The following is a 20840-nucleotide window of genomic DNA, read 5'->3' as shown; positions in this document are numbered from 1 at the left end:
AAATTTTCGAGCGTTTTTATTATTTTGTAAGTTGTGATAGAAAAACAAATGTTTTCATTTCAAGTTCATCCTTCGTGAGCTTATTATTTTCAAATTCTATGGATGTGTATTGTCCATCCTCTTTAGAAATCAATGCGTAACCATTATATTTTTTCCCATTGTGTTTGTAATTGTAGCTTACAAACTTAGAATTAGGCTCGTCCAATTTTAATGATATATTTTGGATATCTTTTTTCTTTTTCAAAGATTTCAGATTTTCTAGTGCATCTCCATTTTTGGCTTCATAGCTGTGCATAAAAATAGAAGTGTTATCAGGTAATTTTACAGCAAGCTTTAATGAATCATCAAAGTTCTTTTGAATGTAACTATTAGCATCAATATTTATTTTTGCAGAAAGATCTAATGGCAAAAGTGTATCTTTTTTCACCTTTTTTATACGATAAATAGCCATTTCAGAATCACCTAGCTTACTGATGCTGTCATAGCTTTCATAAAAAATATCATTCGATAAATCCTGAATATTGTTTTGATAATTATTTTTACTGTCTTCAAGTGCGCTGGTCATATTTTGATAAGATTGCGTCTGATAAATATTTGAAGAAGAGGAGTTATTAGACATTTTATTACAGGTCATTGCAAGCCTTACAAGGGCAAAAAGACCAAAAGCAACACTTAAAATCGTTCGCCAAACAGGTTTATTATCCATTATTTCAAGTCTTCTTTTGAAATTGTAATTTCTTTAACGGTTTTACCTTTTGCATCTACATACTTATACTTCAGATTTTTTACACCAAGAGCTTCAGTTTTAGTCAGTACTTGTCTTACTTGAGGCATTCTCAGCATTTCATCTTTTAAAATCTGATCTGCACCTTCCACTTCTAACAAAGCCTTATAACTATCCGGTACTTCAGTAGTGTATACAATATTGTTTTGTTCATCGGCTTTAATGCTCATAACCTTTGTTCCTGTAGCTTTATCTTCCATCGGAAGGTTTTTATTGAAAACTTCAAGGATGGTATTCAGTTGTGAGGCATTAGGATTTCCGGCTACTACAGATTTGAAACCGTCCGAAGCATTTCCTTTAAGACTGTTTTTATCTACTGTCTGGTTAGCAATAACTTTCCCGTCGGTATTGATAATTTTTAATTTAAATTTTACTCCGCTTTCAAGAAGTTCATTTCCTGAACGTTCACTTTTGATACCTTGACCAATAAGTTCGGGAAGAGATGAACTGATCATTCCGGATTCCAATTCGTCAGATTCCTGATTGTTGGTATTGATCTCAATTGTTATTTCGTCTGGACCTGAAGAAATGGCTTTCGTGGATTTTATCATATAATTGCTAATCATAGAAGAGGATGCATTATATGCTTTAACAAAATCCTGAATTTTGTCGTTCTTTGATTTACACGACCATAATAAAAGTGATGTAAAACCAATAATTAAGAGTTTTTTCATGGTAATTTTTTTGAAAGATAATAAAAAAACAGAAACTCGAAAGTTTCTGTTTTAGTTTTGTGTATTTATGTGGTATTAAATATTCAAAGCCTTTTGATAAGCATTCTCCAAGCCATCAAGGTTTTTACCTCCGGCTGTAGCGAAACCTGGATTTCCACCGCCGCCGCCTTGGATTTCTTTTGCTAACTCTTTAATAAGTGCTCCAGCCTGATAAATTCCTGCTAAATCATCAGAAACGCCAACGGTAATCATTGGTTTTCCGTCTGCATCGGATAGGATAATCGTTATAGAAGTTGGGATTTCTTTCTTCAACTGGAAGACGATATCTTTCACTGAACCGGCATCTAAAGAAGTTCTTTTCACTAAAAGTAATTTATCGCCTTTTTGCTCATAAGCACCTTTCCAGTCACCTATTTCGCCTTTTGCTTTTTCTTTTTTGAAAGCTTCTACTTCTGCTTTCAATGATGCATTTTCTTCGATTAATTTCTCGATAGATCTTACAACATCTTTAGATTTTAGCAATTGAGAAAGCTCAAGAACCTGTTTTTCTAAACCTTTGAAATATTCCTCAGATTTATCTCCTGAGATTGCTTCAATTCTTCTGATTCCTGCTGCTGCAGAACTTTCGGAAGTCAATTTGAAATGACCGATTTCGCTTGTATTCTTAACATGAGTTCCACCGCAAAGTTCTTTTGAACTTCCAAACTGGATCATTCTTACGCTGTCACCATATTTTTCACCAAACAAAGCCATTGCGCCTTTGTCAATCGCTTCTTGGATCGGAATATTTCTGAATTCCTGTAAAGCAATACTTTCTTTGATTTTTGCATTCACTTTTTCTTCAACCAAAGCTAATTCTTCCTCCGTCATTTTATTGAAATGAGAGAAGTCGAAACGAAGATATTCAGGACCGACGTAAGAGCCTTTTTGCTCAACGTGAGTTCCTAAAACATCTCTCAACGCCTCATGCAAAAGGTGAGTCACCGAGTGATTAGCCTGAGAGTTTTTTCTGTCTGTCGCATCTGCTTTAGCATAGAAAATAGCACTTGCATCTTTCGGAAGACCATTAATTAATGAAATAATTAACCCGTTTTCCTTTTTAGTTTCTAATACTTCGAAACTTTCAGTTGCATTTTCAAGGACGCCTTTATCACCAACCTGTCCACCACCTTCGGGGTAGAAAGGAGAGTTGCTCAACACAACCTGATAAAATTCGCCGTCTTTATTTTCTACTTTTCTGTATCTTGTAATATGTGTTTCAGCTTCAATTTGGTCGTAACCAACGAAGTTTTCTTCTCCTTCTTCTAATGTTACCCAATCGTATACTTTTTGAGCAGAATCCGCTTTTGAACGAAGTTTTTGCTCATTTAAAGCAACTTCAAAACCTTTTTCATCGATCGTTAAACCTTTTTCTTCAGCGATAATTCTTGTTAAATCATCAGGGAAACCGTAAGTATCGTATAATTCGAAAACTTCCTGAGTTGGTAAAACCTTAGAATTATTTGCAATCGTTTGCTGAATTAATTTATCAACTCTGATTAATCCTGTTTCAATTGTTTTTAAGAAAGATTCTTCTTCACTTTTAATAACATCAGTAACTAATTTCCCTTGTTTTTCTAATTCAGGGAAAACTGATCCCATCTGATCCTTAAGAACAGCAACCAATTTGTAAAGGAAAGGTTCTTTCATGTCTAAAAATCTGTAAGAATAGGAAATTCCTCTTCTTAAAATTCTTCTGATAACGTAACCTGCACCTCCATTTGAAGGCAATTGTCCGTCAGCAATCGCAAAAGAAACCGCTCTGATGTGATCTACCACAACACGGATCGCAATATCTTTTTCGTCTTCTAAAATTCCTGTGTATTTTTTACCTGAAAGTTCTTCAACTTTAGTAATCAACGGCGTGAAAACGTCTGTGTCATAGTTTGAAGATTTCCCTTGAAGCGCCATACAAAGACGTTCGAAGCCCATTCCTGTATCTACGTGTTGAGCAGGCAGTTTTTCCAGAGAACCATCAGCTTTTCTGTTGAATTCCATGAATACAAGATTCCAAACTTCTACAACTTGAGGATGATCGTTGTTCACCAATTCAAGTCCTGAAACTTTAGCTTTTTCTTCAGGAGTTCTCAAATCAACATGGATTTCAGAACAAGGTCCACAAGGTCCACTTGCTCCCATTTCCCAGAAGTTATCTTTTTTGTTTCCGTTGATAATTCTGTCTTCAGAAATTACTGCTTTCCAGTAATCATAAGCAGCCTGATCTCTTTCCAGATTTTCAGAAGCGTCTCCTTCAAAAATGGTTACATATAAGTTTTCTTTTGGAATTCCGTAAACTTCAGTCAGCAATTCCCAGGCAAAAGCAATAGCATCTTTTTTGAAATAATCACCAAAAGACCAGTTCCCTAACATTTCAAACATGGTGTGGTGATAAGTATCTCTACCTACATCATCCAAGTCATTATGCTTCCCTGAAACTCTCAAACACTTCTGTGTATCGGCAATTCTTGGGGCGGTAGGCGTTTTGTAGCCTAAGAAAAAATCCTTGAACTGCGTCATTCCAGAGTTGGAAAACATTAGGGTAGGGTCGTCTTTCAGCACAATTGGAGCCGAAGGAACGATAAGGTGTTCTTTACTTTTAAAATAATCTAAAAATTTTTGACGTATCTCTTGTGATGTCATAATGATATATATATTGCTTTGCTTTTTACAAATTTTTGATAAATGCAAATTTACTATTTTTAGGTGATTTAATGTCAAATATTTGACAAATTAGAGATATAAACGTCATAAAAGTGACATAATATTTTTGAAGCATTATCTGTTATCCACTTTACTCCTCGCGCGAACGGTTTTCCCTTCAATTGCTGTGGGGTAACTGTTTCTGTTAGTGGTATAGAAGGATATTGTTGAAAACCACCCCCGTCAAAAATTTCAAAGAATTTTCACCACTCTCCTGAGGTAGGGAATTCTTGTTATAGAAAAGGTCGTCATTACGAGGGAGCAATTTCTTATTTTCAATATTTTAAACTTCAAACGGCTGCAATCACCAAAAAGTTTGTCATCCCGAAGGAATCTCAATTGTTGAGAATAAAAAAACAAATATGATGTCTAGATCCCTACGGGATGACAAACTTGATGGATAAAAGTATGATTATCATGAAATTTTTGCACTTTAGAATTTAACTTTCTATATTCGTTTTAATATTAAATAAAAACTCTTGCAGATTTTACACTCAAACATCTGTGTAAATTTGTGTAATCTGTGGTTAATATTAAATAGGAAATGACGAAAAACGAAACACTGAAAAGCTGGATAGAACAATACTCCAAACCTTTGCTGAAAAGAGCGGTTTATGTACTTTCAGATAGGATAGAGGCGGAAGATATTGTTCAGGAAGTTTTTATTGCTGCTTTTTCGTCGTATGATTCTTTTGAAGGGAAAAGTAAACCTTTAACCTGGTTGAATACCATCCTTAATAATAAGGTTGCTGATTTTTATAGAAAAAAATATAAATCCGAACCTGAAATAAGACTTGATCATTTTTTTGATGAAACAGGATCATGGAAAAATAACGATGTACTGAATGATTGGGACGCTTCCAACAAAGAAACAGAGCTTCTGGATAATGATGATTTTAATAAAACACTGGAAGATTGTCTCGAAGATTTACCATCTCGATGGAAAATTCCCATGAAAATGTATTATCTTCAAGAAAAAAAAGCACCCGAAGTGAGTCAGGAATTGAATATTTCTACGACTAATCTTTGGAAGATCTTGCAAAGGAGTAGAATGCAGCTCAGAGAATGTCTGGATTTTAACTGGTTTGCAAAATCGTAACGAGTAAAAATATGTTGAAAAAATTTATTCATATTTTATTTTTACCATGCAGTGAAGCGACTTTGCTGATGGAAAAAAGAAACGCCAATTCCATTTCTCCAAAAGAGGATTGGAAACTTTCCATGCACTTAAAGATCTGCAAATGGTGCCGGGCTTATAAAGAAAAGTTGGAAATTTTAGATGATATTTTAAAAAGAAAACTTTCTCGGGAAGAAAAAATTGAAATTAATGATTCTGAAATTCAATCCTTTAAAGATAGGGTTGCTAAAAATTTAGATATTTAAAAGAAATTTTGTCAGGATTTTGAAATTGTTCCGACTATACTTTTGAAAATAACAAAGTATTAATTCAAAATCTTAAAAAATGAACGGAACAACATCAATCAACAAAGAACTACCAACGTACAAAACGGGTTATTATATTTCGCTTTTCGGAACAGCTCTTATTTTGCTTTGGATCGGAATTTTCAAATTTACACCAACCGAAGCTGCAGGAATAAAAAGCCTTGTAGAAAACCACTTCCTTACTTTTTACGTATATGATATCATGAGCGTTCAGGCAGTGTCAAATGCTATCGGAGCGATAGAAATTATCATTGCCTTACTACTCATATTTAGTGCGAAATTTGCATACTTACGAAGGTATGCCGCGATAGGAATGATCGTGACTTTTCTTACAACGCTGAGTTATTTATTTACAACTCCCGGAATTTGGAAAGTAGTGGACGGAATACCCGTAACAGACTTTTTTATATTAAAAGATCTATTGTTTTTAGGATTTGGATTAATGATACTTCAAAATGATAAAAAATGAATAATAATAAAAAAATAAAAATGAAAAACATATTAATATTGCTCGGAATGGTACTGGGCATAGCAGTATTTGCTACAAGTTGCGGAGATTCTTTAAAAAAGAAACCGATAGAAACTAAAAAAGATAATGAGACAGTTATGAACGACAAAAATTTAAAAGAAGTTTATTTTGCAGGCGGATGTTTTTGGGGAACAGAACATTTTTTTCAACAGGTTCGCGGAGTTGTAGGAACGGAAGTTGGTTATGCCAACGGAAAAACTCAGAATCCTACTTATGAAGAAGTGGTAAGTCATACAACAGGTTTTGCTGAAACTGTAAAAGTGAAATATGATCCTGAACAAGTTGATTTAAAACTATTAATTGATCTTTATTTCAAAACAATTGACCCTACAAGTCTGAACAAACAAGGAAATGACAGAGGAGATCAATACAGAACAGGGATTTATTCTACTGATAAAGAAACTGAAGCTATTGTAAAAGAAGAGGTTCAGAAATTAGCTAAAAATTACAGCAAACCCTTAGTTGTAGAAACTATTGCTCTTAAAAACTTCTATAAAGCAGAAGATTATCACCAAGATTATTTGGATAAAAATCCGGGAGGTTATTGCCACATCGAACCAGGACTTTTCGAAATGGCAAAAAATGCAAACCCTCTTCCAAAGAAAGATGCAAAAGCAAAATATCAAAAAGAGGATAAAAAGGTTTTAAAAGAAAAATTAACGGCTGAACAATATAAAGTGACTCAGGAAAATGGTACTGAAATGCCTTTCAAAAATGAATATTGGGATGAAACCCGTGAAGGTATTTATGTAGATATCACAACTGGCGAACCGTTATTTATTTCAACCGATAAGTTTGAATCTGGTTGTGGATGGCCTAGTTTTTCAAAACCAATTACTAAAAAACTGGTTGACGAAAAATTAGACAGATCTGCAGGAATGACAAGAGTAGAGGTAAGAAGCAAAACCGGGGATGCCCATTTGGGACACGTTTTCAATGACGGACCAGCGGACAAAGGCGGACTTCGTTACTGTATCAACAGTGCTTCTTTGAAGTTTGTTCCAAAAGCAGAAATGGAGAAAAAAGGGTACGGAGATTATCTTTCCCTGTTAGATAAAAAGTAATGTGAAAGGAAGGTTGTCGAAAGGCAACCTTTTTTTATTTTAAATTTAATTGAAATCTTTCTTTAATGCTCAACATGGAGATGTTTAGAAATAATAAGAATCCGAAGATAATGTAATAAGATTGCTTAGGAAGTCTTTTAATATCTGTGAAATTAAGACCTTCTTTTTGTTTATAATCTGTTTCTCCACCAACTACGCCACCGCAAATAGCATAATTTTTATTTTGATCTTTATAAAAATGAACCGCAAAAAAATGACCGGTATTTCCTACATCAACCCCGTAAGTTTCTTGTTTTGCTAATTGCATGGTATTGATCAAACTCACTAAATCTTGATAATTATTTTTATCATCAATTACAAATTCAATTCCTGTTTCTTTTTGATTTCTCTGCTGAAGCTTTTTAAGTTCAGAAATATAATAATGTTGGTTTTGTAGCACTGTATTAGGTTTTACAATGATCTTTTGATATTTCCAGTTTCGGACGGACTCAAAAGTATTATCAATACTGTCATTGTATTTATGTTTTGCAGGAATTCCCAGGTCAAGTGCAGTATAAGGTGGATGAACTCTTTGACTCGCATAATACCAAAATAAAATTGGAATCAACAAAGCGCTTATCAATCCCGGGAAATAATATATTTTCGTACCGTTTCTCATATTTTTAATTATAAATCCACATCAAAACTGGCTTGGAAGAATTCTGCAATATAGGATCGATCTTTTTTAACGCATCGTTAGAAACTGTCGGACAACCCCAGCCTTCAGGCGATCCTTTTGGAAAAACTTCATCATTGCTCATTTTATCCCATGAGTGAAAAACAATGGTTCTTTTTAAGGCATTATCGTTTGTCTTTTCCAAGCCGTGCATTAAATATTTTATATTAATTCCCCATTCGCTTCTTCCTCTTTCTCCGATTTTATACTTTCCTAAAGCTGAAAGATGGCTTCCATCTTCATTGCTGAAATCGGGTTTATCTTTTGATTGATCCCAGCTCCAGATATTATTTCCGCATCCATGACCAACCAAATATTTCTGAGTAATTTTCTTTTGTTTAAAATCATAAATAAAAAACCGATTGATTCCTGAATGTAAACTCATGTCAATCAAAATACAAAACTCTGTATTAAACTTATTTTTCTTACAAAATTTAAGAGCTTCTTGTCCTTTTTTATCGGTTTTATTGAGGTCGATTGAAGGTTTTGTAACAGGTTTTGGTTTTATAATTGAAGCTGTTTTTTCAACAAAATTTTCAACTTTTTGATTACATGAAGTAATTACAATTAATGATAATATTAAAAATGTTGCTATAAAAAAGAAGGATAAGTTTTTCATCATTAGATTCAAAGAAAGTTAAAATTAAACAAAAAAGTGATTCAAAATATGAACCACTTTAATTTTTTATAATGTAAAAGTTATAGTTGAATTACCAATCTCTCTTTTTCAAGATCCAATAAGATCCGATAATGAAAACTCCACTCCAAATAAGACAGGCAACGAGACTTTCTGTTGGGTAAGTAAATTCGTATTTTAAGCCTAGCATTTTTACAGCATTAAGTCTTAACATTGGATTCGGAATCAGGCTGGACATGCTTTCCAACGGCAAAACTTTAGTGAAAAAGAAATGACTCTGGAATTTTGTTTCCAATGCTGTTCCGCTCAATCCGGTTAGAACGATGTTTTTTTCTATTGCCTGAAGAATTCCTTCTACGATCCAAAGTATAAAGAATGTCAAAAATACAAACATCGATTTTCTCAGTAGTATAGAAAGAAACATTAAGAAACAGAAAAATGTGAACAGTTTTAAAAAGTAATTTCCGATGTAAAATATTTCTTTGAACATACTTTCTGAATCCGTCACAACAGAATATTTCTGTCCCAAAAACAAGGTAATAACGAATACAATAAGGGTAGAAATTACAGTGAAGATCGTTAGCGTCAATAATTTTGAGCTAATAAATTCTTTTCTGCTCAGCCCGTCAATGGTATTTTGTTTAAACATTCGGTTGCTGAATTCCTGACAAATCGAGAAAACAATGATTAATCCTAAGAAAATCTTCAAAAGACCGACAATCCATGTCGTGAAATTCCAGATTTCCGGAAAATTATAAATTCCCTGTTGTTTTAAGTTGATTGGATTCCCGAAAAGATCCAAATCTACGAGACCGATAAAAAGCAATGCAATCAAAATTGCAAAATATAGGATGGTGAAAATCTTGAATGGCTTGTAATTCAGATTTTTATAATATTCGAGTTTTAATAATTTAAGCATGATTCGTGTTTTTTACAAGTTCAAGGAATTGAGTTTCAAGAGATAATTTTTTCTTATTTAAATGGGATAAGAAAATACCTTTTTCTGCCAGTTTTTGATTTAAAGCTGAAGCCGAAATTGAAGCATCATCACGAATTTGAGCTTTAATAATTTCACCGTCTATTTTTACCGAAGTAAACCATTGGAGTTCTTCCAGTGCACTTAAAAGTTGAGTATTATTGTCTGCTTTTAATTCAAAATATCCTTTGTCACTGGTCATTTCATCCACTCTTCCGGAATAGATGGCAGTTCCTTCTTTTAAAACAATAACATGACTGCATATTTTTTCAATTTCATCTAAAAGGTGACTTGCAATAATGATCGTAATTCCCTGTTTAGCAATACTATTGATGATATCTCTGATCTGGATAATTCCCTCAGGATCAAGTCCGTTGGTAGGTTCGTCGAGAATAAGAACTTCAGGATTGTTTAAAATCGCCGAAGCTATTGCGAGACGTTGTTTCATCCCCAACGAGAACGTTTTGAAAGTATCTTTTTTTCTTTCATAAAGATTGACAGTTTTCAGGACTTCATCAATTCTTTCATAAGGTGTTCCTTTGATCTCGGCAACAGTTTTCAGGTTGGTTTCTGCACTTAGATAAGGATAGAAATTAGGTTGTTCGATAATTGCTCCGATTTTTTTCAGAGTATCAGAATCGGTTCCCTTTTTTCCAAACCAGAACCAGTCGCCGCTTGTAGGATTTATGGTTGATAGCAACATTCCGAAAGTGGTTGATTTTCCGCTTCCGTTAGGTCCTAAAAGACCATAAACATTGCCTTTCTCAACATCAAAAGATATATTGTTTACCACAACTCTTTTGAATTTTTTGGTGAGATTCTTTACTGATAAGATTTTTTCCATGTAATTTGTTTTACATAGTAGTAGTCTATATAAATTAGAAATTGTTACAAAATTTTTAAATTTTAAGTTATGAATTGTGAATTGTGAATTGTGAATTTTTCAGCTTATTGCCTAAAGCTTATAACCTACTGCCTACAAGGTATTGCTCATTCATATTTTAAATACTAAATTTGATAGAATTAATCGGTAATTATGAAGTTAATTGATTTGGCAAAGGAGCTCCACATTTCTGCAGAAGCTATAAAACGATTTATACAGGATTTTGATCTTGAACTTGGAGTGTGCATCAGCACCAATTTTGAAGTGAAGAAAGATTTTGAAAAATTCGCCCGTGAAAATTCAGATTTTTTAAAAGAGTATGAAAAAGATCTTGATGAAAACAAAACGTCCGAGCAAATCGCGGAAACCATTAATAAATCAAAGCAAAAGGTAGAACAGGCCATAAAGGAATCCAATCCGAATATTTTCGATAACGGTTTCTTTAAATCCTCTATTTCAAGCTACGGAATTGATAATAAATTAGGTGGAAACTATCAGTTTGTCTATAATTATTTTGGGCATAAAACGAGTCTTCAACACAGGGATTTTATTGGATACAGAGATTTGTTCTTTTACATTTCGAGTGTTTTGGAACCATTTTTAAATCCACAACAGATTAAAGATTGGGGAATTAATAAACCTGCCGGAATGATTTTGTACGGCCCTCCGGGAAGCGGAAAAATTTTCTGGGCTAATAAAATTGCTGAAATCATTAATTATCAATTCAAAGAAGTTAAAAAACACTACTTGGGAACCTCTTTCGTAGATGGAAACAAGACTAATTTCAACGATTTTCTTTTAGAAATGATGAAAGAAGATAAAGTGTTGCTTTTCATGGATGATTTTGATGAAATTATGATGCAGAGAACAGCGGAAACCGACATTGCTTCATGCAATCTTGAAACTCAGGAAATTATTCTTCACTACATCGGAAAATTCGAAAGAGAAGACATGTTGATGGTCGGTTCTGCCAATACAGTTTCTGAAATTGATGAAGAAATTCTGGCTCCGGGAAGGTTTGATGTGATGATTCCCGTTTTTCCGCCCAATGCTTCGGAACGTTCGGAAATCATTCTGTATGCGATGACAAGAGGTCTTGAACAGGATTCTTTACTCTATAAAATTCTTAAAAATAACAAAGCGGATAAAATCCCTTTCTGGCAGGGGATTTCCTCTGAAATGAAGGTTTTCAGCAATACAATGTTGATCGATTTTACGCAAAGCTTAAAAAAACGCATCAAAAATCTTTATCAGAGAACAAGAAATGAAAATCTTAAGATCGATGAAACGCTTCTGAATGGTGCTTTAAGAGATGCCAAAGGAAAGCTAACGGAAGAATATCTTGAACAAATCGCAAGATTTTTAAGTGATGTAATTATCAATAATTCTGACGATTTTCAATATAGAATCCAATCTTTAAGAGTTGAGCTGGAATCTTATAGAATCGTTGAAGAACCAAGAAGAGAAATTGGCTTTCAGCATAACGAAGACGAGAAAAATAAAGGTTAATTAAAAGGTCAATTGTGAATTTTACTTTGCAAATTAATAGTGAAAATTTTCAGGCATAAAAAATTCACAAGCGAAGCAAATTGACCATTGACCATTCACTAAATAAACCATTCACAAAATTACTTATTACCAATTACTTATTATTCATGAACAGCATTTGGGAGCTTGAAACATTTTACAGAAAACGGGATATTATCATTGTCGGAAGTGGTTTTACCGGACTCTGGACTGCTATTTCCATTAAAGAAAAATATCCCGAAAAATTGGTTTTAATTATTGAAAGAAACTCTGTTTCGTTGGGAGCTTCAACAAGAAATGCAGGTTTTGCCTGTTTTGGAAGCCTTACCGAAATTATTGCCGATTCTGAAAAAATGGGCTGGAAAAAAACGTTAGAATTGGTGAAAATGAGGTTTGATGGACTTCAAAAAATTCAACATTATTTTAAAAATTCAGAAATTGATTTTGCATTAAGCGGAGGCTACGAAATTCTGAATAACGATCAACCTTTACAGAAAATCTATGAGGTTAATGAAAAGCTGAAATCAGTAACCGGAATCGAAAAAACATATTCTTTACAACAGCAAAAAATCAAAGAATTCGGATTGGGAAAATCTGAGTTTTTAATTGAAAATCTATGTGAAGGAAGTTTGCATTCCGGAAAATTATTACAGAAGCTTTTAGAAAAATGTCATGAATTAAAAGTTGAATTCCTTTTTGGAACCAAAGTTGAAAATATTATTGAAAAGCCTAATGAAATTGAAGTTCTACTTTCTGAAAACTTATCAATTAAATCAGATCAAATTATTCATTGTACGAATGCTTTTAGCTCAAAATTTTTAGACAAAGAAAATATTATTCCGGCTCGCGGACAGATTTTATTAACTGAACCTATTGAAAATTTAAAGTTAAAAGGAACTTTTCATTACGATGAAGGATTTTATTATTTCAGAAATTTAGGAGATCAAATTTTATTAGGTGGCGGAAGAAATCAGGATTTTAAAACCGAGGAAACAACTAATTTTGAAACAACAGAATTTCTGCAAGATCATTTAGAAAATTTCCTCAAAGAAGTTATCCTTCCGAATCATCATTTTAAAATTTCCCTGAGATGGTCGGGAATTATGGCAATGGGCTCTGAAAAAACTCCGATTGTAAAACAACTCTCTGACAAACAGTTTTGCGCGGTAAGATTGTCAGGAATGGGCGTTGCTTTGGCTCCGAAGATTGGAGAAATTGTTGCTGAAATGATTTAATTTGTTCGTGGTAAGAGAATCTGTGTAAATTCGTGAAATCTGTGGGAATAAAAATGCTTATTTTTGCAAAAAAGAATAATTTCGTGATCAACAACGACCAGATAAAAGAAGTTCAATCCAGAATTGAAGACCTATATAAATATCTTCACATAGAAAAAAAGAAGATAGAAATTTCCAATGACGATGAAAAAACGGCTGCACCTGAATTTTGGGATAACCCGAAAACAGCCGAAACTTTCCTGAAACAACTTCGTTCCAAGAAGAAATGGGTGGAAGGTTATGACGAAATCAGCACTCAGTTTGAAGATTTACAGGTTTTGGTTGAATTTGCCAAAGAAGATCCAGATTCTGAAAAAGAATTGGACGAAACCTTTCCTAAATTAGTAGAGAAAATCGAAGATCTTGAGTTTAAAAACATGCTTTCTAACGAAGGTGATGAACTTTCTGCCGTGTTACAGATTACAGCCGGAGCGGGAGGTACAGAAAGTTGCGACTGGGCGGCCATGCTGATGAGAATGTACACAATGTGGGCAGAAAAGCAAGGCTACAAGATCAAAGAACTGAACTATCAGGAAGGTGATGTTGCGGGAGTAAAAACCGTTACTTTAGAAATTGAAGGGGAATACGCTTTCGGTTACTTGAAAGGTGAAAATGGAGTTCATAGATTGGTAAGAATTTCGCCATTCGACAGTAATGCAAAACGTCATACAAGTTTCGTTTCTGTATATGTTTATCCTTTGGTGGATGATACTATTGAAATTAATATTAATCCTGCCGATATTTCATTTGAAACGATGAGATCTTCCGGTGCAGGTGGACAGAACGTTAACAAGGTTGAAACTGCTGTTCGTCTTCGTCACGCACCGACAGGAATTATCATTGAAAACTCAGAATCCCGTTCACAGCTTCAAAATAAAGAAAAAGCAATGCAGTTGCTTCGTTCAAGATTATATGAAAAGGAATTGGAAGAACGTTTGAAAGCCCGTAACGAAATTGAAGCCAATAAAATGAAGATCGAGTGGGGTAGCCAGATCCGAAACTACGTCATGCATCCTTATAAATTGATAAAAGATGTACGCTCAGCTCACGAAACCTCAGATGTAGATTCTGTGATGAACGGAAATCTTACGCCTTTCCTGAAAGCATATCTGATGGCAGACGGAACGGGAGGCTCGGCCGAAGACCTGGACTTATAAATATCATGTCATCTTTTAGTTAAATTCTTATAATTAATTTCCTTTTGAAGTTTATTAGACTTATTTTTGTTAATTATCAATATATATGGAAGATTTCAATAGCTGGAGAGATTTATTAAACCCTGAACTTTATATAAAAATGGGAGGGTTTTGGCTTGTTTTATTTATTGTTTTTGCTGAAACTGGTCTTTTTGTAGGATTTTTTCTACCTGGAGATTCTTTACTGTTTGTTTCAGGAATTTACGCTGTTGATATCATCAAAGAGACTTTCGGCTCTACAGGGAGCGATTTCTTAGATACCACCATTTTGGCTTCGGCGGTTGCCCTGGCTGCGATTATTGGTAACGAAGTGGGATATTACTTTGGAGTAAAAGCAGGACCTGCTTTATACAAAAAGAAAGATACGATGTTGTTTAAGAAAAAATATCTGTATCAGGCGCATGATTTTTTCGAAAAACATGGAGCTTTGGCTGTTATTATGGCTAGATTTTTACCTGTTGTAAGAACTTTTACACCAATGGTTGCCGGAATTGTGAAAATGGATAAAAAAGAATTTTTAAGAGATAACGTGATCGGAGCTGTTCTTTGGTCGTTCTTATTGATTTTTGCAGGACATTATCTTGATAAATTATTCATGGACCAGTTTGGAATTAATTTAAAAGAAAAACTGGAATATATTATCATTATTATCGTTTTAGTAACAACACTTCCGGTAATTGTTAAATTCTTATTCGGTAAAAAAGAAGATCATTCTAAATATGAAAATCAAGATCAAGATCCTGAATAAATAAAAACATTATAAAATAATTAATAACCCGCTTTTGAAGTGGGTTATTTTTTTATCCATTCAAGAATATTGGGATAGATGATGCTGTCTCTTTTCTTTTTATTGAAAAATCGTGGAACATGACCAGTTTTTTTCATAAAGACTAATTTATGAGGAATATTTTTCTCAGTAAGAACAGAATCTAATGATAATCCCTGATGTTGATTAACCAGGAAATCCGTATTTCCCTGAAATAGAAGGGTAGGAACATTAGAAACATTCGCAATTGGACTTGCTTTTTGAAATTCTTCAGACAGATTTTTTCGGTCAAATTTTATTCCCACCACTTTTTGAAAAGTCGGAGAGGTATATTTTGAGTAAAATGAATTTAAATAACCTTTAGAATAAAAATCCGTTGGCCCGCTCAGGGAAATGATTTTTTTTATCTCATCGGGATGTTGATAACCATAAAGCAATGCTAAATGAGCACCCGCACTTTCTCCGAGAAGAATATAATTGTTGGGTTGTAGCTCGGCTTTTTCGGCTAAAGAATTAAATTTAGTAATTGCAAAGCTTATATCTTCCAACTGTTCTCGGTACGTAATTTTTTTAGATTTTGAAACCAGTCTGTAATTCATATTAATGCTCGGAATATTATTTTCAAATAGCATTTTCTGAACCTGAATCATGTGTTCTTTTTTTCCTAACGTCCACGCACCGCCATGTACAATAAGAACGACAGGAGAATCAGCAGAATACTCTGTTGGTAAGAAAACATCCATTTTTTGTCTTTTGTGTTCTCCGTATTTTAGGTTATATATTTTCTGTTGATTATTGGTTCCCACCCAGACTCTGAATTTTGTATTACAAGAATTTAATAAAAAGCTGATACACCCTAAAACAAAAAAATGATATCTGAGAACAAGCTTTTTCATAGATTAAATTTACATAAAATATTAGATAAAGAAAAAGCTAAAATAAATGATTTTTAGCATTCATAACTGTTGGCTAAAATTATTTTCCCAATACAATACTTAGAGACTAATATAAAATATTTGTTTATTGCAGTATTTATGTAAAAAATTAATATTAATAAGTTTTATTGCGTATAATTTAATATAATTGAAAAATATTGATGATTTCGTAATTTTTATATTGAAAAATCATTTTTTTTTATATATTTGCCATGTAAAATACAAACACATAAACGAAAGATGAAAAAAGCTTACTTAGGCTCCCTATTACTATTAGGGACGCTCTCCTACGCGCAAGTAGGAATTAAAACTTCTGATCCTAAATCTACTTTAGATGTCACGGCAACAAATTCTACAGGTACTTCTAGTAATGTAGATGGTCTTTTGGTTCCCCGTGTAGATAGGCAAAGAGCTCAAAGCATGACAGGAACTCCGACTTCCACGATGGTATTTATTAACAGTGTAAGTACTGGTACCCAAACCGGAACAACTGTGAATGTAGATGCTGTAGGGTACTACTTTTTTAATGGTTCTGTCTGGGTGAAATTAGATAACCCAAGCAATTCTAGTTCTGCTTCTGTAAATATTTATAACTCAGATGGATCTCTTACAGGAAACAGAATTGTAACTCAAGGCGCACATACCTTGGCATTTAACGGAACTGCTGCCAACGCATTTTCTGTAGACGGAACTACACTATCTGTAGATGCTGCTAATCACAGAGTTGGAATAGGAAATACAAATCCTACAAACAAATTAACTGTAGTAGATGCTACTAATACTAATCAATTTCAAGGGATTGCTTCAATTTTAGCTAATAACCTTACTCAAGGAGTTGGAATTGGTTGGAATGGTATTCAGTCTATAGGAACCAACACTAATGCAGACCTTTCTCTTAATGCAAAGAATACAGGTAATGTTGTGATGCAGACGCAAAGTACTGGAAATGTAGGGATTGGTACTTCTTCACCTGGAGTTAAGCTAGATGTAGCTCAGGCAATTGGTACATCCGAAGCAACTCAGTTCCGTATTATCAATACCTCACCGGTAGCTACTAATAATACCGCTTTGATGGGCTTTAATTCTTATAACGGTGGTGGAGCAACTTGGGGTATGGGGAGTATTCAGAATAGTACAACAAATATTGATAGTAACTTTAATATATTGTTCAGTAGTGGAGGAGCTTATAATAAATTCTTTACAATAAGACCAAATACAGGAAATACAGGTATCGGAACTGCAACACCTCAAAAGAAACTTCATGTTAATGGAGATTTGCAGATTACAAGTGAATTGAATGTTGGAGGAAATGCAACTACCGCAGGAAGTGCTGGTACAGCAGGGCAAATCCTTACTTCAGCAGGGGCAGGAGCAGCTCCTACTTGGCAAACACCAGCAGCACCAACAGCTAGTGTAAATATTTATAATTCGGATGGTACGCTTACAGGAAATAGAGTTGTAACTCAGGGAGCGCATACTTTAGCTTTTAACGGAACTGCAGCTAATGCTTTTTCTGTTGATGGAACTACACTGTCTGTAGATGCCGCAAACAATAGAGTGGGAATTGGTACTGCAACGCCTGAGAATAAGTTTCATGTAGTAAGTACAGCAGCTGTTGCTAATAGATTTTCACTTTTCGATGCTCCTGCAGGTACTAATCAGCAATCTATTATGGCAATAAGAAATACATCTCCAGTGGCAACTGGTAATTTTGCTCTTTTAGGATTTTCCAATACAGGACCTACAGGTGGGGGTGCAAACTGGGGAATAGGAAGTTTACGTACTGCAACTGGTGAAGATTTCTTCTTTGGAAACTCTTTAGGATCTTCTTATTTAGAACGTATGAGAATTACTTCTGCCGGAAGAATAGGTATCAATACATCAACTCCCCAAGAGACATTACATGTTAATGGTACTATGCAACTTGCTAGTGAACTTAACGTAGGGGGTAATGCTACAACGGGAGGTAATCCGGGAACTGCCGGACAGATTCTTACATCAAACGGAGCTGGGGGAGCGCCTAAATGGGCTGATTCGCCAATTGATGCAGATGGTACAGTTAATATTGCCAATGTAGCACATCCAGTAATAAATGTTAACAGTAGAGATAATGGAACATATGTTTTAGATCAGACCAATGCTCCTAACTATACAATTTGGGTTACTCATCCAAGAACTTCAGGATGTGATGTTCAGTTACCTGCAGCTACTACTCAGCAAAGACGAGTTATCAATATAGTTGCAGCTAGTGATACTCAAAGTGTAAGTGTATGTGGTGCACCATTATTTGTAACTGGAACTACTTCAATAAGCGTAATACCGGCAGGTAAAAGAGTTATTGTAGGAGCTTCAAATATTTTTGGAGGAATATGGTATGTTACTATGAAGGATTTTTAATATTAAAAAAGTATATAAAAATAGCTAGCTATATAGATTTTAAGCAAAGGAACTCCATGTTTCTTTGCTTTTTTATTCCATTAATTTGATGAGTTAAATATTTTATATTTTAAACTAATTATTTCAATTCAGCAACCGTCAAACCGTCTGGTCTTCCGCCAATATCTAATTTTTTTATAACTTCCATGGTATTGAGATCAATTACAGAGACAGAATTGTTGGGAGTACAAGACATAAAAAGTCGGTTTTTTTCTTTATCCATCAGCATGGCAGCGCCTTGTCCTGCATTTATTCGTTTAATTTCTTTTCTCGTTTTGCTGTCATAAAATAACAATTCACCGGTTTTTACACTTACAATACAAACATATTTACCATCTGGAGTAAATTTTAACCGATGAAGTCCCAACACTTTTGCATCAATATCAGCCTTAACTTCTCTTTTTTCGAGGTTAACAATTACAATATGTCCGTCGGGTCTTGCGGTCCATAATTCTTTTCCATCGAGAGAAACATCAAAACCTTCTGCACCTTTTCCAACATTCACTAAAGTTTGAATCCAGTCCCATCTCGGTTTTGCATTAGGAGGTAAAACTCCGGTTGGTGGCATAGTAGGCTGCAACAAAACATGATCGAAAATACTTACTGTTCCCGATTCTACATTGGTTGTATAAAAATGTTCAGCATCCGGAGTTACATACAAAAGATGGGTGATATTTTGTCCGGTTCCCATTGACCATTCAAGTTTGTCTTCTTTTATATCATACCTTCCAACGGCTTTGGAACCTTGGGCGGTGAACCAGAGTTTATCTTTTACATAAGCTAATCCATGAGAGCCGTACAAAGGTCTGGTGTCAATATTTTTAATTGGTTTAAAAGTTTTCAAATCTATAACATTGATTTCATGTGCAGTTCCGTTAACAGTATTGGCAACATACGCAACCGAGCCATCATCAGAAGTTATGACTTCATGCGGATCTTCTCCTACAGGTATTTTAGCAATAATTTCAAGCGTATTGTAATTTAAAACGACCATTTTTCTATCTGCTTTTGATAATGCTAAAATATATTTTGTTTGAGCTGATGCGAAATTTGAAATAAGAATTGAAAAAAATAGAATGAGAATCTTCATAATAGTACTTTAAAGTCTCCTTTTTGATGAAATTATTTCTTGTTTGTTAAATCTACATGTTGTTTTAATTGTTGATGTTGTTTCGACTAATTTTTAAATTGACGACTGAAACCCTAGCCCCGATTGCAATGAAAATCCTTTTTTGAAAAAAAAGATTGTAATGAAAAGCGGGAAAAAGCTTCAAATAAAAGTTTCAATAAGTTGTCTCTTAAAACCTTTAATAATCATGAAAAAGTCGAATTAAATAATTATTTTTGCTCTTTAACAATTATTAAAAAAACATTAAAATATGGCATCTGGTTTTTTTGCAATTTTGGATGATATCGCGGCTTTGATGGATGATGTGGCGGTTACAAGTAAAATAGCGACTCAAAAAACAGCAGGAATCTTAGGAGATGACCTGGCTGTAAATGCAGAAAAAGCTACCGGCTTCCTTTCTTCACGTGAGATCCCGGTTTTATGGGCGATCACAAAAGGATCTTTTATCAATAAATTGATTATTTTGCCTATCGTGTTTTTACTCAATTGGTTATATGCTCCGGCAATTAATTATGTGTTGATTCTTGGAGGACTATATTTAGCTTTTGAAGGGGTTGAAAAGGTTATAGAATTTCTTTTTCACCGTGACAAAAAAGGTCATGAAGTGGTAGAAGAAATTGAAGAAGACGGAAAAAGCTCTGAAGAAATAGAAAAAGCTAAAGTTAAATCGGCCATTACAACGGATTTTATTTTGTCAATCGAGATTGTAATTATTGCTTTGGGAACTGTTTTGGAAGAAAATCACCCTTTCATTACGCAGATTTTAGTAACAAGTCTGGTTGCATTTATTGCTACTGTGGGAGTTTACGGAATTGTGGCTTTAATCGTAAGAATGGACGATGCCGGATTTAAATTGATCAAAAAAAGTAATGATAAAGGCTTCTTCGGAACATTAGGACATTTATTAGTGAAGGCTTTGCCTATTGTTATTAAAATTTTAGGTGTAGTTGGTACGATTGCCTTGATAATGGTAGCTGGTGGGATTTTTGTACACAGAGTAGAATTTCTTCACCATTTACTTCCAACATGGCCGGATGTCTTGAAAGAACTTGCTTTTGGAATCGTTGGCGGATTGGGAGCTGTGGCACTTTTCACTTTAGGGAAAAAAGTGGTTTCAGCGGTTAGGAAATAAT

The 20840-nt window shown here is 34.1% G+C and carries 19 protein-coding genes; 10 read left to right on the top strand and 9 right to left on the bottom strand.

The annotated features are described in order from the left end of the window. Nucleotides 1-19: 19 nt before the first annotated feature. From SB689_RS19800 to alaS, 3 genes are all read right to left on the bottom strand, one after another. Entirely contained in the window at nt 20-706 is a 687-nt protein-coding gene (locus SB689_RS19800) for a hypothetical protein (RefSeq protein ID WP_410693807.1), read from the bottom strand. Then, nucleotides 706-1458 (bottom strand): hypothetical protein, encoded by a 753-nt coding sequence (locus tag SB689_RS19795; RefSeq protein ID WP_410693806.1) that lies wholly within the window; start codon nt 1456-1458, stop codon nt 706-708. The genes SB689_RS19800 and SB689_RS19795 overlap by 1 nt, the downstream gene beginning before the upstream one ends. 75 nt (nt 1459-1533) lie before the next feature. Next, a complete protein-coding gene (gene alaS / locus SB689_RS19790) occupies nt 1534-4137 on the bottom strand; it encodes an alanine--tRNA ligase (protein WP_410693805.1) in 2604 nt (867 codons plus the stop codon). Nucleotides 4138-4741: 604 nt separating this feature from the next. Between alaS and SB689_RS19785 the strand changes: the two genes are divergently transcribed. The 4 genes from SB689_RS19785 to msrB all read left to right on the top strand — a co-directional run bounded on the left by SB689_RS19785 (nt 4742) and on the right by msrB (nt 7233). Then, nucleotides 4742-5296 (top strand): sigma-70 family RNA polymerase sigma factor, encoded by a 555-nt coding sequence (locus SB689_RS19785; RefSeq protein WP_410693804.1) that lies wholly within the window; start codon nt 4742-4744, stop codon nt 5294-5296. 11 nt (nt 5297-5307) lie between these two features. Then, the gene (locus tag SB689_RS19780; RefSeq protein WP_410693803.1) at nt 5308-5580 is read left to right on the top strand and encodes a hypothetical protein; all 273 of its coding nucleotides are present in this window, start codon (nt 5308-5310) and stop codon (nt 5578-5580) included. Between the two features lie 79 nt (nt 5581-5659). Further along, complete coding sequence (locus SB689_RS19775) at nt 5660-6109, top strand: DUF417 family protein (RefSeq protein WP_410693802.1); 450 nt, start codon at nt 5660-5662, stop codon at nt 6107-6109. Nucleotides 6110-6129: 20 nt separating this feature from the next. Then, nucleotides 6130-7233, top strand: a complete 1104-nt coding sequence (gene msrB, locus SB689_RS19770) for a peptide-methionine (R)-S-oxide reductase MsrB (protein WP_410693801.1) — start codon at nt 6130-6132, stop codon at nt 7231-7233. A gap of 34 nt (nt 7234-7267) precedes the next feature. Here the strand turns inward: msrB and SB689_RS19765 are convergent, their stop codons facing one another. The 4 genes from SB689_RS19765 to SB689_RS19750 form a co-directional block, all read right to left on the bottom strand. Beyond that, on the bottom strand, nt 7268-7891 hold the full coding sequence (locus SB689_RS19765) for a hypothetical protein (RefSeq protein WP_410693800.1): 624 nt from the start codon (nt 7889-7891) through the stop codon (nt 7268-7270). 4 nt (nt 7892-7895) lie between these two features. Further along, a complete protein-coding gene (locus SB689_RS19760; protein ID WP_410693799.1) occupies nt 7896-8567 on the bottom strand; it encodes a murein L,D-transpeptidase catalytic domain-containing protein in 672 nt (223 codons plus the stop codon). Between the two features lie 91 nt (nt 8568-8658). After that, complete coding sequence (locus tag SB689_RS19755) at nt 8659-9504, bottom strand: ABC transporter permease (RefSeq protein ID WP_410693798.1); 846 nt, start codon at nt 9502-9504, stop codon at nt 8659-8661. Continuing rightward, nucleotides 9497-10405 carry an ABC transporter ATP-binding protein gene (locus SB689_RS19750; RefSeq protein ID WP_410693797.1) on the bottom strand — a complete coding sequence of 303 codons (909 nt, stop codon included), beginning with the start codon at nt 10403-10405 and terminating at the stop codon, nt 9497-9499. Before SB689_RS19750 ends, SB689_RS19755 begins: the two co-directional genes overlap by 8 nt. 192 nt (nt 10406-10597) lie before the next feature. On the opposite strand from SB689_RS19750, the gene SB689_RS19745 reads away from it, so the two are divergent. The 4 genes from SB689_RS19745 (at nt 10598) to SB689_RS19730 (ending at nt 15189) form a co-directional block, all read left to right on the top strand. Further along, a complete protein-coding gene (locus SB689_RS19745; RefSeq protein ID WP_410693796.1) occupies nt 10598-11953 on the top strand; it encodes an AAA family ATPase in 1356 nt (451 codons plus the stop codon). A 146-nt stretch (nt 11954-12099) separates the two neighbouring features. After that, nucleotides 12100-13206, top strand: coding sequence for an NAD(P)/FAD-dependent oxidoreductase (locus SB689_RS19740; RefSeq protein ID WP_410693795.1), 1107 nt, complete (start codon nt 12100-12102; stop codon nt 13204-13206). 83 nt (nt 13207-13289) lie between these two features. Next, nucleotides 13290-14402 carry a peptide chain release factor 2 gene (prfB, locus tag SB689_RS19735; RefSeq protein ID WP_410693939.1) on the top strand — a complete coding sequence of 371 codons (1113 nt, stop codon included), beginning with the start codon at nt 13290-13292 and terminating at the stop codon, nt 14400-14402. An 85-nt stretch (nt 14403-14487) separates the two neighbouring features. Further along, nucleotides 14488-15189, top strand: a complete 702-nt coding sequence (locus SB689_RS19730; protein WP_410693794.1) for a DedA family protein — start codon at nt 14488-14490, stop codon at nt 15187-15189. Between the two features lie 44 nt (nt 15190-15233). Here SB689_RS19730 and SB689_RS19725 read toward each other — a convergent pair whose 3' ends face one another. Further along, the gene (locus tag SB689_RS19725; protein WP_410693793.1) at nt 15234-16103 is read right to left on the bottom strand and encodes an alpha/beta hydrolase; all 870 of its coding nucleotides are present in this window, start codon (nt 16101-16103) and stop codon (nt 15234-15236) included. 279 nt (nt 16104-16382) lie between these two features. Here SB689_RS19725 and SB689_RS19720 point away from each other — a divergent pair, with 279 nt between their 5' ends. Next, nucleotides 16383-18539 (top strand): beta strand repeat-containing protein, encoded by a 2157-nt coding sequence (locus tag SB689_RS19720; RefSeq protein WP_410693792.1) that lies wholly within the window; start codon nt 16383-16385, stop codon nt 18537-18539. A 118-nt stretch (nt 18540-18657) separates the two neighbouring features. Here the strand turns inward: SB689_RS19720 and SB689_RS19715 are convergent, their stop codons facing one another. Beyond that, nucleotides 18658-19668, bottom strand: a complete 1011-nt coding sequence (locus SB689_RS19715) for a YncE family protein (protein ID WP_410693791.1) — start codon at nt 19666-19668, stop codon at nt 18658-18660. Between the two features lie 289 nt (nt 19669-19957). On the opposite strand from SB689_RS19715, the gene SB689_RS19710 reads away from it, so the two are divergent. Continuing rightward, a complete protein-coding gene (locus tag SB689_RS19710; protein ID WP_410693790.1) occupies nt 19958-20839 on the top strand; it encodes a DUF808 domain-containing protein in 882 nt (293 codons plus the stop codon). The last annotated feature ends 1 nt before the right edge of the window (nt 20840 follow it).

The sequence above is a fragment of the Chryseobacterium sp. SIMBA_038 genome, from assembly GCF_046535115.1.
In the GTDB taxonomy this organism is placed as follows: domain Bacteria; phylum Bacteroidota; class Bacteroidia; order Flavobacteriales; family Weeksellaceae; genus Chryseobacterium.
Note: the sequence above shows the minus strand (reverse complement) of the source record. Positions and strands in the feature narration are given on the sequence as shown.